The organism is Pseudomonas sp. Bc-h (genome assembly GCF_002080045.1).
Lineage (GTDB): Bacteria > Pseudomonadota > Gammaproteobacteria > Pseudomonadales > Pseudomonadaceae > Aquipseudomonas.
In genome coordinates, this window is sequence record NZ_MUIN01000014.1 from 124,245 (window position 1) to 140,783 (window position 16,539).

Consider the following 16,539-nt stretch of genomic DNA (forward strand, 5'->3'; position numbering starts at 1 on the left):
CTCATGGGATACGTCCAACCCGGCCAGCCGTCGAATGTTCAAACTGGGCTCATGTCAAACCACCTGCATTCGAGGACATGACCATGAGCGAATTCGTCATTGCACCTGTCGCCACGCCATCCCTGGCCGTGGCGGGCACTTCCGGCCGTTTTCCGATCCGCCGCGTATTCTGCGTCGGTCGCAACTACTCCGAGCACGCCCGTGAAATGGGCCACGATCCTGATCGTGAGCCGCCTTTCTTCTTCATGAAACCCGCCGACGCAGTGGTGCCGGCTGAAGGCAACATCGCGTATCCGCCACTGACCGAAGATCTGCATCACGAGATCGAGCTGGTCGTGGCCATCGGCAAGGACGGCGTGAACATCGACCCTGATGACGCGCTGCGCCATGTATGGGGTTATGGCGTGGGCCTGGATCTGACCCGCCGCGACCTGCAGGCGCAGGCCAAGAAAATGGGCCGCCCGTGGGAGTGGGCCAAGGCGTTCGATGCGTCCGCACCCGCCACAGCGCTGGTGCCGGTGAGCAAAATCGGTCATCCGGACAGCGGTTCGATCTGGCTGGACGTGAACGGCGAAAGCCGCCAGCGGGGCGATCTCGCGGACCAGATCTGGGCCGTGAAGGACGTCATCGCGTACCTGTCGCAATCGGTCGGCATCAAAGCCGGCGACTTGATCTACACCGGTACACCAGCGGGCGTGGGTGCGCTGCAACGTGGCGACGTGGTCACAGCAGGTGTCGACGGTGTCGCAGAACTGACAGTCACCATCGGCTAAGCCAGCCAGCCAGCCAGCCAGCGCTGCGCCCCAATAATCGCTTGGTTCAATTGCCGCCGCTGTCCTAACATGCGCCAGTCAGAATCAAGCGATTTCAGGTGTTTCAGCGATGGCCAATCCGTCCCGCATCCAGACCTATGGCATGCAGCAGCGCAGCGACCGCATGGATTTCTACATCCGCGACAAGTCCGCTCGCCCGGCCCTGACCTCGCCCCACCGGCACGAATACTTCCAGATCCAGATCAACCTCGGCGGCGATACCGTGCAGCACATCGGCGGCGCGATCCGGCCATTTCCGCGCAACACCCTGGCGTTCATCCTGCCCCATCGAATGCACGTCATCCCTCACCCGGACGACGGCAATTTCGTGCTGATCAATTTCTCTCAGGAGTTTCTGCTGCAGCACCTGCAATGCGACCCGATGGACCTTGAAGATGTCTCATTGGCCGAGGCTCCTGAGCTGGCGCCGTTCCGTTTTCAGGAGCATCTGGATTTCGTTCTCGACAACGCACAATTTGCCGAGGTGACGGCGCTGCTGACCCTGATGCGCGATGCGGATCTGACTCGACAACTGGGGTCGGTCGCGATCCTGCGCGGTTATCTGCTGCAGTTGATCGGCAAGGTCTGCAACCTGTTTGAGGCCCAGTTACTGGCGTTGTCGGCGAACAAGGCCGAGCGGCGAGGGCGGCGCGATGCGATGAGCCGGGTGATGGAATACATTCGCGAGCATATTGCCGATCCGGCCATGACCCTGACCGATGCGGCGGCTGCGGCCTTTCTGTCGCCCAACTACCTGACCCACCTGCTGCGCAAGGAAACCGGCAGCACGTTTTCGGAACTGGTGTTGGAGCGGCGGATGCGCCTTGCACGCACCCACCTGATGAACAGCAATAAATCGCTCAGCCACATCGCGCAGATTTGCGGCTTCACCGATGAGGCTTATTTCTCGCGACGTTTCCGCAAGGCCCACGGCCTCCCGCCGGGGCAGTTTCGGCGGGAGCAGCGGTAAGGCTCAAACCAGTCCGGTGGTGTAATACACGCCGATCACAAAGAACGCCGCCAGCACCTTGAAGATGGTCATGCCGAAGATGTCCTTGTAGGCCTCGCGATGGGTCAGCCCGGTGACGGCCAGCAGGGTAATGACGGCACCGTTGTGCGGAAGGGTGTCCATGCCGCCTGCCGCCATCGACGCCACCCGATGCATTACCTCCATCGGAATGTGCGCAGCGTTCGCCGCCGAAATGAACGTGTCGGACATCGCGGCCAGAGCGATGCTCATCCCGCCGGAAGACGAACCGGTGATCCCCGCCAGAATGTTGATGGTGATCGCCTGATTGATCAACGGATTGGGGATCGCCTTCAGCCCGTCGACCACCACCAGAAACCCCGGCAGCGCAGCGATCACTGCGCCAAAACCGTATTCCGAAGCGGTGTTCAACGTCGCCAGCATCGCCCCGCCCACGGCGGTCTTGCTGCCGTCGGCCAATTTGCTCGCCACGGTGCGGAAGGAGAACACCAGCACCGTGACGATGCCCACCAGCAGTGCGGCCTGTACTGCCCAGATGGCGGTCAGTTTGGCGACGTCGGTCTGGATCGGCACTTTCAGACCCGGCAGATGAATGCCGTACGAGCCGCCATACCAACCGGGAATCCATTTGGTGAACAGCAGGTTCATCACCCCGACCAGCACCAGCGGCAATAATGCGACCCAGGGATTGGGCAAAGCGATCTGCTCTGGCGTTTCAGGTTCGTTGCGCAAGTTGGTGCCGTAGCCTTCACCAGCGCGTGCGGCTTTGCGCCGTTGATATTCCAGGTACGCCATGCCGCAACCCAGTACGAACAAAGAGCCGAGCAAACCCAGCCACGGCGCGGCCCAGGAGTTGGTGCCGAAAAACGTGGTCGGAATGATGTTCTGGATCTGCGGGGTGCCCGGCATCGCATCCATGGTGAAGGTGAACGCACCCAGTGCGATGGTCGCGGGCATCAGACGTTTCGGGATATTGCCTTGGCGGAACATCTCGGCGGCGAATGGATACACGGCGAACACCACCACGAACAGCGAAACCCCGCCGTAGGTCAGCAGTGCGCAGACCAGCACGATCACCAGAATCACCTGGCTGCTCCCCAGCAGTCCGATGACCGATTTGACGATGGAGCGGGAAAAGCCCGACAACTCGATCAGCTTGCCGAATACCGCGCCGAGCAGGAACACGGGAAAGTACAGCTTGATGAAACCGACCATCTTGTCCATGAACAGGTCGCTGAACACGGGGGCCACGGCGGTGGGATCAGTCAGCAGAACGGCGCCCAGGGCTGCCAGTGGCGCGAAGATGATCACGCTGTAGCCCCGATATGCAGCCAGCATCAGAACGCACAGCGCCAGAACGGCGATGACAACACTCATGAGGAAATCCTTAAGCGGTACTGCGAGCGGTCGCCGACCTTATGGGATCGGCGATCAGTTCGCAGTCGGTTGATTATTTTTATTCTCAGGCCTGCGGTTTCCCGCAAGGCCGTCCCGCAAAGAACGATGGTTACTGCGCAGCGCCAGCGTATGGCACGTCCTTGTGGCCATAACGGCGCACGCGGATGTTGGCCTGCTCGCCGTGCCCGGCGAAGCCTTCCAGGGCACACAGGCGCGAGCAGTACTCGCCGACCATCGAGGACGCCTCGTCGGTGGTGACCTTCTGATAGGTGCAGGTCTTGATGAACTTGCCGACCCACAGACCACCGGTGTAACGCGCGGCCTTCTTGGTGGGCAGGGTGTGGTTGGTGCCGATTACCTTGTCGCCGAAGGAGACATTGGTGCGTGGGCCGAGGAACAGCGCGCCGTAGTTGCGCATGTTCTTGAGGAAGAAATCCGGATCGGCCGTCATCACTTGCACGTGTTCGAATGCCAGCTCGTTGGCGATCTCGAGCATCTCCTGCTGGTCTTCGGCGACGATGACTTCACCAAAACTTTCCCAGGCGCGGCGGGCGATATCGGCAGTCGGCAGGATCTTCAGCAGACGCTCGATTTCGGCCATGGTTTCGCGGGCCAGTTTCTCGGAGGTGGTCAGCAGAATCGCGGGTGAGTCCGGACCGTGCTCGGCCTGACCCAGCAGGTCGGTGGCACACAACTCGCCGTCGACGCTTTCATCGGCGATGACCAGGGTTTCAGTCGGGCCGGCAAACAGGTCGATACCCACGCGACCGAACAACTGGCGCTTGGCCTCGGCGACGAAGGCGTTGCCCGGACCGACCAGCATGTCCACCTGAGCGATGGATTTGGTGCCCAGTGCCATCGCGCCGATCGCCTGAATGCCGCCCAGGCAGTAGATCTCGTTGGCGCCTGCCATGTGTTGCGCGGCGACGATGGCCGGTGCCGGTTTGCCCAGGAACGGCGGGGCGCAGGTGATGATGCGCGGTACACCGGCAACTTTGGCGGTGATCACCGACATGTGCGCCGACGCCAGCAGCGGGTACTTGCCGCCGGGAACGTAGCAGCCCGCGGCGTTCACCGGGATGTGTTTGTGGCCGAGGATCACGCCGGGCAGGGTTTCCACTTCGACGTCGACCATAGAGTTGCGCTGGTGCTGGGCGAAATTGCGCACTTGGGTCTGGGCGAACTCGATGTCCTTGAGGTCGCGGTCGCTGAGCTGGTTCATGCACGCCTGGATTTCGGCGTCGCTGAGGCGGTAGTCCTCACGATCCATTTTGTCGAAGCGGATCGCCAGTTCGCGAACGGCCACATCGCCACGGGCTTCGATATCGGCCAGCAGATTTTCGACGGTGTCGCGCACTTCACGGGCAGCGGATTTGATGACTTCTGCTTCGGCGCCCTGTTTTAGCCACTTAGCCACGGTGTTCTCCTGCGAGGTTGTTTTTATTGAGTTCTGGAGGTTTGCATACGTATGCAATGGCGCCGATGTTAAACCAGCTTTTGCGGGTTGCAAACCCCTCACGGCTCAAAGGGGTGAATTTCAGCGGCGGGATGTGACATAACCGATTGGCGGGTATGATCATTTTTTTTTGCGGCGGTTAAGGCGATATGTCAGACAGCACGGAGCGAGGGCGGCGTCCGGTAACGGCCCACGATGTGGCCAGGCTGGCGGGGGTTTCCCAGTCGGCGGTTTCCCGCACGTTCACCAAGGGGGCCAGCGTGTCTCCCGACACTCGGCGCAAAGTGGAGGAGGCCGCTGCGAGCCTCGGCTATCGGCCCAACCTGGTGGCGCGCTCGCTGATCACCCGCCGTTCCAATCTGATCGGCGTGGCGATTCCGGGCATGGCCAACCCCTTTTACGCGCGAGTACTGGAAGCGCTGTCGGCGGAATTCGAGCAACTGGGTTATCGCATTCTGCTGTTTTCCATGGCCAACAACGAAGACTCCGATCCGGTGCTGGAAGAAATCCTGCGCTATCAGGTGGATGGTCTGGTGCTGGTGTCCGCCAGCCTGTCGTCCCGATTCGCCGAAGAATGCCGCACCATCGGCCTGCCCGTGGTGCTGTTCAACCGCACCAACGACAGCACTTCGGTTTCCAGCGTCACCAGCGACAACCTCACTGGCGGTCGGACCATCGCTGAGTTTCTGTTGGCGGGCGGGCACGAACGCCTGGCGTTCATCGCTGGCAAGCAGAGCTCGTCGACCAACCGCGACCGCGAGGCGGGTTTCAACGGCTATCTGCAAGAGCAGGGCAGACCACAGGCGTTACGCGAGGTCGGCGACTACACCTTTGACGGTGCCGTCGCCGCCACCCGTAGATTGCTAAGCCTGGACTCACCGCCTGATGCGATCTTCTGCGCCAACGACCTGATGGCGCTGGCCGCGATCAACGTCTGCCACGAACTGCACGTGCAGCCTGGCAAGGATGTGTCCATTGTCGGCTTCGACGATTTGCCACAAGGGCAATGGCCGGTATTCGGTCTGACGACTTTCGAACAGCCCTTGGCCGAGATGATCGGGCGGGCGGTGAATATCGTCTGCGCCCAGTTGGCGAACCCCGAAACCCCGGCGATTCAAGAGGTACTGCCCGGCAGAATGATCGTGCGTGGGACCGCTCGCGTTCCAGCCACAGGGATTATCGACGTCGGTGGCGAGCGAATCTGGCGGCATTGATCGACACGTCGATTCAAAGCTGCGAACCGCTTAAATCAATGGCCCTGGTCAACTCACTGAACAACGCCGACACCGAACGCAGCCCCCGGCAATCCGGGCGGGTCAGCAGCCACAGGGCGGTGTCGTAATCTTCCAGCGGCGTGCCCAGTTGCTGCAGTTCGCCTTCGCGGAGCATGAAGTCCGGCAATGCCGCGACGCCCATACCTGCGCGCACCAAATGCGCGACCGCCAGCATCGAACTGCAGCGATAGGCCAGATTAACCCCTGGCAGTTGCTGGCGCCGCCACGCCACAGTGGGATGGTCGGGCAGAAAGTCATCCGGGGCGATCCAGGCCATTTCTTCAAGGGCGGTATGGCCGCTGCGCCGCAGATACTCTTCGCTGGCACACACCCGATAGGACACGGTGCCCAGTCGCGTGCCGACCAGATGCTGCGGTGGAGTATTGGTCAGACGCAACGCGATATCGGCGTCGCGACGACTGAGATTGGCAAAGGTACTGGAGGTGTTCAGCTCCAGTTTCAGCCCCGGATAATCAGGCATGAAACGACGCAGGGCAGGCAGCAGCAGGCTTTGCAGCACGGCCTCGGTGCAAGTCAGGCGAACGGTGCCGCTGACGATCTGCTGACCCTGTTCAAGGCTGATCTGCGCCAGCGCCAAGGCTTGTTCGGCGCTTTCAGCCTGTTGCGCAAGGACGATGGCAGCGCTGGTCGGCTGATACCCGGCGCGGCTCTTTTCGAACAGCGCGGTGCCAGTCGCGCTTTCGAGCCGTCGCACCGCGCGGAACACCGTCGAGACGTCCACCTTGAGCAGCTCAGCGGCGCGAGCCAGGGTCTTGCCCCGCACCAGTGCGAGGATCAGGTTGAGGTCGGCATGATTGATTCGATAGTGCATGGCTGCATTGATCACTTGCTTGAACGCCAATTTCGATTGCGTGGCAACAAGCTTATAGTCCCGCCCAGACCTACCGCAAAGCGTTTTGATATCAGGGAGCAGACATGAAGCAGAAACAGGCAATACGCATTGCGTTGGTCGGGGATTACGACGAAAACGTGCCCGCGCATCAGGCGATTCCGGTGGCGCTGGATCGGGTCGCGGGCGAGACTGGTATCGTCATCGAGTTTCAATGGATTCCGACGCCGGACGTCGGCACGGGCGAGGGCCTTGAAGCGTTCGAGGGCATCTGGTGCGTCCCGGCGAGCCCGTATCGCGACATGGATGGCGCGCTGACTGCAATCCGTTTTGCCCGCGAAGGTCAGGTGCCGTTTCTGGGGACCTGCGGCGGTTTTCAGCACGCGTTGCTCGAATACGCGCGCAATCATCTGGGGTGGGCAGATGCCGAGCACGCCGAGACAGCGCCGGATTCCGACCGGGCGATCATCACGCCACTCATTTGCTCGCTGGTCGAAGCCTTCGCACCGATTCGTCTGCTGCCCGGTTCACGCATAGCCAAGGCCTATGGCGCGCTGGAAACCCACGAGCGTTATCGTTGCCGTTACGGGCTACGCAAAGAGCTGGAAGCCGAGGTGTTTGCCGGGCCCCTGAAAGTCTCCGGTTACGACCACGACAATGAAGTCCGCGCGATGGAGCTGAACGGCCATCCGTTTTTTCTCGCCACGTTGTTCCAGCCCGAACGCGCGGCGCTGGAAGGCACGACTCCACCGTTGGTCAAGGCGTTCGTGCTGGCGTGTGCGCAACACGGTGGGTCATCGCAATGATGAGCGACACGTTTGCGGTGCCGTACTACGCCGTCATCTTCACCTCGCTGCGCACCTCGCAAGATGCCGAGAACTACGAGCAGGCAGCGCAGCGGATGCTTGAGCGGGTTCGCGAGCAGCCGGGTTTTCTCGGTGTGGAGTCGGCGCGAGGTGGGGATGGATTTGGAATCACGGTGTCGTACTGGTCCAGCGAAGCGGCAATCCTGGCTTGGCGAGAGCACCCTGAACACCGGGAGATTCGTGAACTCGGTCGTTCGACCTGGTACCGGCATTGCACGACCCGGGTGAGCAAAGTCGAGCGAAACTACCGCTATTCGACCTGAGGCGCCGCAGCGCCAGGGTTTTCGTTGTGACGTGGCGTGGGTGCGGTGTCGGCGCGGAGTACCAGCAACCACGTCAGCAACGATGCGCTCAGGGCGATGCCGGCGCCGACCCAAAGGATTGCCTGATAGCCGCTGCCGAAGCTGAGCAAGGCCAGCGCGTGCACGTCGATGCCGGCTGGCAATGCCTGCATGCCGCCAGAAAAGTCGCCAGCGGCAACGCTGCGTGTCAGGGCTACCGGGTCAATTGTGGAGTCGGCGGGCAAACCGCTCGCGAGTGTCGCCGACACCCGAGAAAACAGAATCGCCCCCAGTGCCGCAAAGCCCACCACGATACCGCTGAAACGTACCGTTCCTGATATCCCCGAGGCCATACCGGCACGTTCCGGCGCAATCACCGACATGCTGACTTTGGCAGTCTCGCCGTTGAGGATGCCGGCGCCGATACCGGCGATCAGCAGGCCGGCAACCATTGAGGCGTAATCGAAACTCATCGCATGGGCGCCCAGCCACAACAGGCCGACGCCAATGGTCGCCAGGCCGAAGGTCAGTAATGCCCGTCCGCTGAAACGGTGTGTCAGGTAGTTGGCGACGATGCGAGGGACAACGAACAACGGCACCGCAATGGGCAGCATCAACAATCCGGCTTTTTGCGGGCTGAGCCCAAGGCCGCTCTGAAAGTAAATGGGTAGGTAAGTGAACATGGTCAGCAGTCCGGCGGCGTAGGCGAGCCCTGCGATGTTGGCGCCTATGTAGGTCGGACGACGGAACAGACTCAGGTCGAGCATCGGTCGTTGCTGCTTCAGTTCCACCAGTAAAAACAGGGCGAACAGGACGGCAGAGCATGCAAACTCGATGAGAATGCGCGGGCTGCCCCAGCCTTCGTGGTTGCCGGTGATGAGCGCCTGGGTGACTAAAAACAGGCTGCTGCAGAATGTGATCGAGCCCGGTATGTCGATCTTGCGCGCCAGGGGATCGCTGGATTCCTTTACCGCGTATAGCGTCAGCGCGATCATCGCTACACCGATAGGGCCGTTGATGTAGAACACCCATTGCCAGCCGAAATGCTGCGTGATGAAACCGCCTGCCACCGGCCCCAGCGAGGTTGCGATGCCGATTACCGAGCCCCAGAACGCAAACGCCCGCGCGCGATGCGGGCCTCGAAAGGTGTGCGACAGCGTTGCCAGCGCCGAACTCAGCAGGATGGCCGCACCTACACCTTGTAATGCTCGCGCGCTGTTGAGCAACGCGACGCTGCCAGCCGCACCGCAGATCAGTGACGCGGTGGTGAACACGGCCAACCCGATGACCAGCAGGCGTTTACGACCATAGCGGTCAGCCAAGGCACCGGCTGGCATGACGCAGGAGGCGAATGTCAGGGTGTAGGCGCTGATGACCCATTCGATGTCGGCGAAGCCGGCGTGCAGGGACTGTGCAATGGACGACAGGGAGACTGCGACAATATTGGAATCCAGGTTGATCATGAACGAAGGGATCGACACGCACAGCAGAATGAGAAATCGCTGCAGGCCTGCGGCGGGCGAAACGTGTTCGGTGTCCATGGTCTGAGTCTCGAAGGCGTGCGAAGAGTGAATTAGCGGTATATGCTCCTATTTCAATTTGCGGGTATATGCCGGTATCGGTCAAGGTCTATTTTCGTCATTGGATGGCATGCGCCGTACGGGCTGCCTGCAACCTTCTCGGAGGAGGGAAGATGAGCAACACCCACAAGCCCACGGTGGCCGTCCCCGATGGTCTGCACATTCCACAGGATGTGGTCTGTCACGCCACCCATCTGCGTAAGGCTACCCGCCGCATCACGCTGCTCTACGATGCACTGCTGGCGCCGTCGGGGCTGCGTTCGACGCAGCGCTCGATCCTGATGCAGATCGCTCGGGGTCAGGTTGCGAGTATGTCGGAGCTGGCGGCGATTCTGGTGATCGACCGCTCAGCGCTGGCGCAGAATCTCAAACCGCTCGAACGTGAAGGCTGGGTATCGGTGGCAGTCGATCCCGCTGACAAGCGCAGTCGACTGGTGAGCCTGACGAAGGCCGGCATGAATAAATTGCTGGAGACCCAGCCGATGTGGGAACAGGCCCAGGCTCGTTTCGAGAAGGGTTATGGCGTCGATCAGGCTCGGTCCTTGCGCAAGGCGCTGATTGACGTGGCGGCGGGGGAGTACGAAGGCGGCGAGGCAGAGTGATCGCCCCGCATCGCCATCGGGCAAACTCCCTGGCAGAACGGCGTGCTGGCGCTCGCGATGGCCAATCGGTCGCCGCTGGCAAGCCGATCTGCGACAGGAATCCGTCTTTCTTGCAGAGTGTGGTCTTTGAATCAGTCCACCGTCGCTGCGACCTTCGCCCGAACCTGTTGTGCCGCGACTCGCCGGCCGCTCTGCAGTACGAATACGCCGCCGAGGATCGCGGCAATCGCAATCACGTCCAGTGCATGCACCGGTTCGCCTGCGACGAATACCCCGATCAGCAGCGCGATCACTGGCGGGATGTAAGTGGCGGATGCAGCGACCACTGCCCCCAGCCGTTCGACGATGAAGTAGTACAGGATGTATGCCACACCGGTGCCCGATAGACCCAGGCCCAGTGATACGCCGAGCATGGCTTTCGGGCTGTCGGTGATGTGCTGCATGCCGCTCTTGTCGGTCACCACCAGCAGAATCAGCAGCGCCAGGCCGATCTGGTAGGTGCACAGGGCAACGGCAGAGATATTCAGGCTGGTCAGGAAACGTTTGGCGTAGACGAACGAGCAGCCGATGCTCAGGGAGCCGAGCATCATGTACATCACGCCTTGTACCGAGATAGCCCCATCGCCGCTGGCCCAGGGGCGGGCGATCAGCAGTACGCCGACGAACCCCAGCAGCACGCCTGCCGTCATGCGCGCATTGAGCTTTTCTTCACGCAGAAACAGGAAGGCGCAACCAAAGGTGAACAGTGGAATCACGCCGCTGAGCAGGCCAGCCACGCTGGACAGCAGCAGCGTGGTGCCTTCGGCATACAGGTAGTAATAGACCGCTGTTGCCAGCAGGGCCATGACCAGAAAGTGATGGATGTACTTGATGTGGCTCCAGCTCAAGGCACGGGTCGCCAGGGCGTAGATCAGGATCGGCAAGAAGCCGAAGAACGAGCGCAGCAACACGATCTGCGCCGGGGAAATCCATTCCACTGCCCACTTCATGAACATGAAGTTGGTGCCCCAGATCAGCCCAAGGAGGGCGAAGGCGAAGTAGGCGATGTTTTTCATGGGAGTCCGGTCAGCCGCTTAGTGGTCGAGGGGGGCGATTGTGCGTGGAGCCACGATCCGTTACAAATCATCATCTCTGCTCGATGAAAGAGAAAAACTACTCCATGAAAAGCTCACCTCCCCTCAAAGCATTGATCTGCTTCGATGCAGCCATGCGATTGAGCAGTTTTTCTCTCGCCGCCGATGAGCTGAGCGTGACGCCCGGCGCCGTGGGTCAGCAGATCCGCAACCTTGAACAGTGGCTTGGGGTTTCATTGTTCGCCCGGCAGATCCGACAGATCCAGCCAACCCCCGATGGCCATGCCTACTGGGCGCAGATCCAGCCGGCGTTGGCGCAGATCGTCGACGCCAGCCATGCGCTGCGCGACCGGCACAACAACAATGTCTGGTTGAACATGCCGCCAAGCCTGGCCGCGAAATGGTTCGCCCGGCGCATGGCCGGTTTTCTCGAAAGTCATCCCGCAGTGGCGTTGCACCTGAGTTCGTCTACCACTCTGGCCGACTTCAGCAGCGAGCGGGTCGATCTGGCGATCCGGCACTTCGACGGGCATGCGCCGGAGCTGGACGTTGAGTTGCTGCATCAGGACGACGCGCGGGTCTATTGCACGCCAAGTTACGCGGCTCAGTTCGGGCTGCGGCTGCCGAACGATCTGCGAAGGGCGACCTTGCTGCACAACACTTTGCATCCGCACTGGCCTGACTGGCTGCAGCGCTTCGCACAAATCGGAGAGGAGGAGGCGAGGAAGATTCCCGGCATTCACTTCGACCAGTCGTTGATGGCCATCGAAGCGGCGCGGAGAAATCAGGGGGTGGTCATCACCAGCGAGTGGCTGACCCAGGAGGAAGTGGCGAGCGGGGCATTGATCGAGCCCTTCGAGCAGCGGTTGCCGCTGTCGAAAGGATATTACCTGGTACAGCCCAGACACTCGATCCTGCGCCCGACGGTGCAGGCGCTGAAGGAGTGGCTGGTGAATCAGGCCCATAGCGCCGATGGAGCGCAGGGTATATCTATCGATCTGTAGCAGTCCGGCTTGCCGGCGGCGACGTCTTCTAGATCGCTACCGCCGGCAAGCCGTGCTGCTACAGGGCGCGCGCGCGTTTTATGGCATCAGCGGCGGAATGTACGCCAGGGTCGTGCCCAGCGCCCACAGCAGGAACAACACCAACGGCGTATGCACCAGCAACTGCACGAACGAGAAGCCGATCAGGTCGCGGGCTTTGAGGCCCAGGACACCCAGCAGCGGCAGCATATAGAACGGGTTGATCAGGTTCGGCAGTGCTTCGGCGGCGTTGTAGATCTGCACCGCCCAGCCCAGGTGGTATTTCAGGTCGTTGGCGACCTGCATCACGTACGGAGCTTCAATGATCCACTTGCCGCCACCGGACGGAATGAAGAAGCCGAGGATCGCCGAGTACACGCCCATCAGCAGTGCATAGGTGTCGTGGGACGCGATGCTGGTGAAGAAGGTCGAGATGTGGTGCGCGACGGTTTGCGCGTCACCGCCCTTGACCGTGGTCAGCAGGGCAGCGATCGAACCATAGAGCGGGAACTGGATCAGCACGCCGGTGGTGGTGGGTACCGCACGGGCCACCGCATCCAGGAAGCTGCGCGGACGCCAGTGCAGCAGGGCACCGACCATGATGAACAGGAAGTTGTAAGTGTTCAGACCCGAGATCGCGGTGATCGCAGGCTTGGTGCTGAACTCGTTGTACAGCCAGCCGGACGCGAGCACGACCATCAGGATGATCAGCAGCGGGCTGTATTCCAGCCACTCACCCGGACGGGTGCGCGGTGGCAGCGGTGGCATGCTGAATGCTGGGTCAACGCCGCAATCCTTGGCTTCACGGGCGCTGTTCGGCCCGGGTGCGGTGGCGTAGGCGACAATGATCGAGATCACCACCAGCGCCAGCAGCATGACGCCCGATTGCCAGAGGAAGATGGTCTGGGTGAACGGGATCATCCCGGTGATCGCCAGAATCGAGGGCGGCAGGCTGGCGGGGTTGGCCTGCAATTGCGCAGCCGACGATGACAGACCCAAAGCCCACACAGCGCCCAGACCCAGATAGGCGGCAGCACCGGCGGCGCGGTAGTCCATTTTCAGGTCGGTGCGACGTGCCAGAGCGCGGACCAGCAAACCGCCGAAGACCAGCGACAGGCCCCAGTTCAGCAACGAAGCCACCATGGAAATCAGCGCCACCCAGGCCACGGCCGAGCGACCGTTTTTCGGAATGCGTGCCAGACGGTCGATGAGCTTGACCGCCGGAGGCGAACTGGCGACCACGTAGCCGCCGATGACCACAAAGGCCATTTGCATGGTGAAGGGAATCAGACTCCAGAAACCGTCGCCAAAGGCCTTGGCGGTGTCGGCGGGTTTGGCGCCGATGGCCAGGGTGGCAATGGTAACGATGACCACGGCCAGGGCGGCGAACACCCAGGAGTCAGGGAACCAGCGTTCTGCCCATTTGGCGCAGCGCAGGGCAAATCGGGCGGAGCGGCTTTCTTCGATATCGGCGGCCACGTTGTTTTTACCTCTTGGAGTTATTGTTCAGGTGCTATCTGAGATAGCTGTTTTTAGTGTTGGCGGTGATGCAAAAAAGGTGCGGCTCTAGATACAGCAAAGCCCCTTCATCGCTGAAGAGGCAGCATGGCATAGCAAAATGACGGGCTTGGTCTGTAGCGGTCCGGCTTGCCGGCGGTGGCGTCCTTGCCATCGCTGCCGCCGGCAAGCCGTGCTGCTTGGGTAGACTCCGCCTCGGTCAGAACTTCATTTCGACCACGTCGTCCGGCACGATCAGCTTGCCGGCGGTCTTGGCGATGATTTCTTCGACCGTTACGCCCGGCGCGGTTTCGCGCAGGATGAAGGCGCCGTTTTCGATCTCCAGATACGCAAGGTCAGTCAGTACCTTCTTGATGCAGCCAGCGCCGGTCAGCGGCAGGCTGCAACGCGACAGCAGTTTGGATTCACCATCCTTGGAGGCGTGGGTCATGGTCACGATGATGTTGTCGGCACCGGCCACCAGATCCATCGCGCCGCCCATGCCCTTGACCAGCTTGCCCGGGATCATCCACGAAGCGATGTTGCCTTCGACGTCGACTTCGAAGGCGCCCAGTACGGTAAGGTCCACATGGCCGCCACGGATCATGGCGAAGGACTCGGCGGAGGAGAAGATCGATGCGCCTTTACGTGCAGTGACGGTCTGTTTGCCGGCATTGATCATGTCGGCATCGATGGTCTCTTCGGTCGGAAATGCGCCCATGCCGAGCAGGCCGTTTTCCGATTGCAGCATGACATCGATGCCTTCAGGTACGTAGTTGGCGACCAGGGTCGGGATGCCAATGCCCAGGTTCACGTAGAAGCCGTCTTGCAGTTCGCGCGCAACGCGCTGTGCCATTTGTTCGCGGGAGAGTGCCATGATCTTGGGTCTCTTTTATTGTGTCCGGCAGGCTCAAGAAGCGCCTGCGGGGAAATCAATGAATGGTTTCGAGTCGGTTCGGCGCGTCAGGCTTTTTTAACCGTGCGTTGCTCGATGCGTTTCTCGAAAGTGCCCAGGATCACGCGATCCACATAAATACCAGGGGTGTGAATCTCGGTCGGCAACAGAACGCCCGGTTCGACGATTTCTTCGACCTCGACCACGGTAATCTTGCCGGCGGTGGCGGCGACCGGGTTGAAGTTCTGCGCGGTGTGGCGATAGACCACGTTACCGAAATGGTCGGCTTTCCAGCCTTTGATGATCGCGAAGTCGCCGGTGATGGCTTCTTCCAGGATCACGTTACGGCCGTTGAACTGGCGGGTTTCCTTGCCTTCGGCAACTGGAGTGCCGTAGCCGGTGGCGGTGTAGAAAGCGGGGATGCCGGCACCGCCTGCGCGCATTTTCTCGGCGAGGGTGCCTTGCGGGGTAAGTTCAACTTCCAGTTCGCCGCTCAGCAGTTGGCGTTCGAACAGGGCGTTTTCACCGACGTAGGACGCGATCATCTTGCGGATCTGCCGGTCTTCGAGCAGCACGCCCAGGCCGAAGCCGTCGACGCCGCAGTTGTTCGAGACAACGGTCAGGCCTTTGACGCCCATGCGCTTGATCTGCGCGATCAGGTTTTCCGGGATACCGCACAAGCCGAAACCGCCCGCCAGTACAGTCATGTTGTCAGTCAGCCCTGCAAGGGCTTCTTCGTATGTTGCAACTCGCTTGTCGAGTCCAGCCATGGTGATATCCCGCCTTCTTTGTAGTTGTGTCCGACAATGTAGCTGTCGGAAAGCGTTCACGGCATCTTCTCTCTAGCTCAGTGATTTGTTAATTTTGTTTTTTTCATGGATTGATAAGAAATCTAAATATATGAACGTCAAGCAGCTCCGGGCATTTCTGGCGGTCGCGCAATGTCTGAGCTTTGCCCAGGCGGGGGAGCGCCTGCATCTGTCGCAACCGGCGCTGAGCCTGACCATCAAGGCGCTGGAGGAAGACCTCGGCGGGCAACTGCTCACACGTACCACGCGCAGCGTCAGCCTGACGCCGGAAGGGGAAGCACTGCTGCCGCTGGCTCGGCAACTGCTCGCGGACTGGGACAACGCCGAAGAACTGCTGCGCCAGCGCTTCACTCTGCAGATGGGCAAGGTCTCGATTGCAGCGATGCCGTCGTTCGCCGGCAACCTGTTGCCGATTGCGCTGAAGGTTTTTCGCGAGCGCTATCCGCGGGTCAACGTCGCCGTGCATGACGTGATCAATGAGCAGGTGCTGGAGATGGTCGACCATCGTCGGGTCGAGTTGGGGATCGGCTTCGAACCGGAGTCCAGCAACAACCTCACCTTCACCTCGTTCTACATGGACCGTTTCGTCGCGGTGGTGCCGATGGATTCGCCCCTGGCCGAACGGGGGCAGGTGACCTGGGACGAGTTGCTGCATCACGACTTCATCACCTTGCAGCGGCCGTCGGCAGTGCGCCTGCTGCTGGAACAGGACCTGCAAACGCAGCACGGAAAACTGTCGGTGGCATTCGAAAGTCATCAGTTGTCCACGGTCGGGCGCATGGTCGCCAATGGTCTGGGCGTCAGCGCCGTGCCGTCGTTGTGCATCCAGCAGATGGAGGAGTTGGGAGCACGTTGTATCGCGTTGGAAGGCCCGAGGATCGAGCGCCGAATCGGTTTAATGACCCTCGCCGATCACAAATTGTCGGCGGCCGCACAGGCGTTGCGAGATGTGCTGATCGAGTGCGCGCACCAGAGCATCAACTGAGCGGTAGGCGCTGATTCATTTAGATGAATGGATGAATGGCAGGCCTTTTCGGCCACTTTCTGTGAAAAATCGCTGCGACGACTTGCCGCATCCGGTATCGTTTGGCCATCTGAAACAAATTGTTTCAGATCATCTTTCAATAAGAATCGAA

At 60.9% G+C, this 16,539-nt stretch carries 16 protein-coding genes; 8 read left to right on the forward strand and 8 right to left on the reverse strand.

Translation table 11 applies throughout. The annotated features are described in order from the left end of the window. Window positions 1-83: 83 nt before the first annotated feature. Both BWR59_RS26955 and BWR59_RS26960 read left to right on the forward strand, forming a co-directional pair. Window positions 84-773, forward strand: coding sequence for a fumarylacetoacetate hydrolase family protein (locus BWR59_RS26955; RefSeq protein WP_081568738.1), 690 nt, complete (start codon window positions 84-86; stop codon window positions 771-773). A 109-nt stretch (window positions 774-882) separates the two neighbouring features. Continuing rightward, window positions 883-1,782: an AraC family transcriptional regulator gene (locus BWR59_RS26960; protein WP_081568739.1), complete on the forward strand. Its 900-nt coding sequence runs from the start codon at window positions 883-885 to the stop codon at window positions 1,780-1,782. A 3-nt stretch (window positions 1,783-1,785) separates the two neighbouring features. Here BWR59_RS26960 and BWR59_RS26965 read toward each other — a convergent pair whose 3' ends face one another. Then, a complete protein-coding gene (locus BWR59_RS26965) occupies window positions 1,786-3,177 on the reverse strand; it encodes a GntP family permease (RefSeq protein WP_081568740.1) in 1,392 nt (463 codons plus the stop codon). Window positions 3,178-3,307: 130 nt separating this feature from the next. Continuing rightward, window positions 3,308-4,615 (reverse strand): histidinol dehydrogenase, encoded by a 1,308-nt coding sequence (gene hisD, locus BWR59_RS26970; RefSeq protein WP_081568741.1) that lies wholly within the window; start codon window positions 4,613-4,615, stop codon window positions 3,308-3,310. 188 nt (window positions 4,616-4,803) lie between these two features. Between hisD and BWR59_RS26975 the strand changes: the two genes are divergently transcribed. Further along, window positions 4,804-5,868, forward strand: coding sequence for a LacI family DNA-binding transcriptional regulator (locus BWR59_RS26975; RefSeq protein ID WP_081568742.1), 1,065 nt, complete (start codon window positions 4,804-4,806; stop codon window positions 5,866-5,868). Between the two features lie 13 nt (window positions 5,869-5,881). On the opposite strand, the gene BWR59_RS26980 is transcribed toward BWR59_RS26975, so the two are convergent. After that, window positions 5,882-6,760, reverse strand: a complete 879-nt coding sequence (locus tag BWR59_RS26980) for a LysR family transcriptional regulator (RefSeq protein WP_081568780.1) — start codon at window positions 6,758-6,760, stop codon at window positions 5,882-5,884. Between the two features lie 104 nt (window positions 6,761-6,864). Between BWR59_RS26980 and BWR59_RS26985 the strand changes: the two genes are divergently transcribed. Further along, window positions 6,865-7,584 carry a CTP synthase gene (locus BWR59_RS26985; protein WP_081568743.1) on the forward strand — a complete coding sequence of 240 codons (720 nt, stop codon included), beginning with the start codon at window positions 6,865-6,867 and terminating at the stop codon, window positions 7,582-7,584. Continuing rightward, complete coding sequence (locus tag BWR59_RS26990) at window positions 7,581-7,907, forward strand: antibiotic biosynthesis monooxygenase (protein ID WP_081568744.1); 327 nt, start codon at window positions 7,581-7,583, stop codon at window positions 7,905-7,907. Before BWR59_RS26985 ends, BWR59_RS26990 begins: the two co-directional genes overlap by 4 nt. Here BWR59_RS26990 and BWR59_RS26995 read toward each other — a convergent pair. Next, window positions 7,895-9,466 carry an MFS transporter gene (locus BWR59_RS26995; RefSeq protein ID WP_081568745.1) on the reverse strand — a complete coding sequence of 524 codons (1,572 nt, stop codon included), beginning with the start codon at window positions 9,464-9,466 and terminating at the stop codon, window positions 7,895-7,897. The two genes, BWR59_RS26990 and BWR59_RS26995, sit on opposite strands and share 13 nt — an antisense overlap. 152 nt (window positions 9,467-9,618) lie before the next feature. On the opposite strand from BWR59_RS26995, the gene BWR59_RS27000 reads away from it, so the two are divergent. Next, a complete protein-coding gene (locus tag BWR59_RS27000) occupies window positions 9,619-10,107 on the forward strand; it encodes a MarR family winged helix-turn-helix transcriptional regulator (protein ID WP_081568746.1) in 489 nt (162 codons plus the stop codon). Window positions 10,108-10,238: 131 nt separating this feature from the next. On the opposite strand, the gene BWR59_RS27005 is transcribed toward BWR59_RS27000, so the two are convergent. After that, the gene (locus tag BWR59_RS27005; protein ID WP_081568747.1) at window positions 10,239-11,162 is read right to left on the reverse strand and encodes a DMT family transporter; all 924 of its coding nucleotides are present in this window, start codon (window positions 11,160-11,162) and stop codon (window positions 10,239-10,241) included. 104 nt (window positions 11,163-11,266) lie between these two features. Between BWR59_RS27005 and BWR59_RS27010 the strand changes: the two genes are divergently transcribed. After that, complete coding sequence (locus tag BWR59_RS27010) at window positions 11,267-12,184, forward strand: LysR substrate-binding domain-containing protein (protein WP_081568781.1); 918 nt, start codon at window positions 11,267-11,269, stop codon at window positions 12,182-12,184. Between the two features lie 78 nt (window positions 12,185-12,262). On the opposite strand, the gene BWR59_RS27015 is transcribed toward BWR59_RS27010, so the two are convergent. From BWR59_RS27015 to BWR59_RS27025, 3 genes are all read right to left on the reverse strand, one after another. After that, window positions 12,263-13,681 carry a TIGR00366 family protein gene (locus tag BWR59_RS27015; protein ID WP_081568748.1) on the reverse strand — a complete coding sequence of 473 codons (1,419 nt, stop codon included), beginning with the start codon at window positions 13,679-13,681 and terminating at the stop codon, window positions 12,263-12,265. Between the two features lie 238 nt (window positions 13,682-13,919). Continuing rightward, on the reverse strand, window positions 13,920-14,576 hold the full coding sequence (locus tag BWR59_RS27020; protein WP_081568749.1) for a CoA transferase subunit B: 657 nt from the start codon (window positions 14,574-14,576) through the stop codon (window positions 13,920-13,922). An 86-nt stretch (window positions 14,577-14,662) separates the two neighbouring features. Beyond that, window positions 14,663-15,364, reverse strand: a complete 702-nt coding sequence (locus BWR59_RS27025) for a CoA transferase subunit A (protein ID WP_081568750.1) — start codon at window positions 15,362-15,364, stop codon at window positions 14,663-14,665. 130 nt (window positions 15,365-15,494) lie between these two features. Here BWR59_RS27025 and BWR59_RS27030 point away from each other — a divergent pair, with 130 nt between their 5' ends. Further along, window positions 15,495-16,388, forward strand: a complete 894-nt coding sequence (locus BWR59_RS27030) for a LysR family transcriptional regulator (RefSeq protein WP_081568751.1) — start codon at window positions 15,495-15,497, stop codon at window positions 16,386-16,388. Window positions 16,389-16,539: the final 151 nt, after the last annotated feature.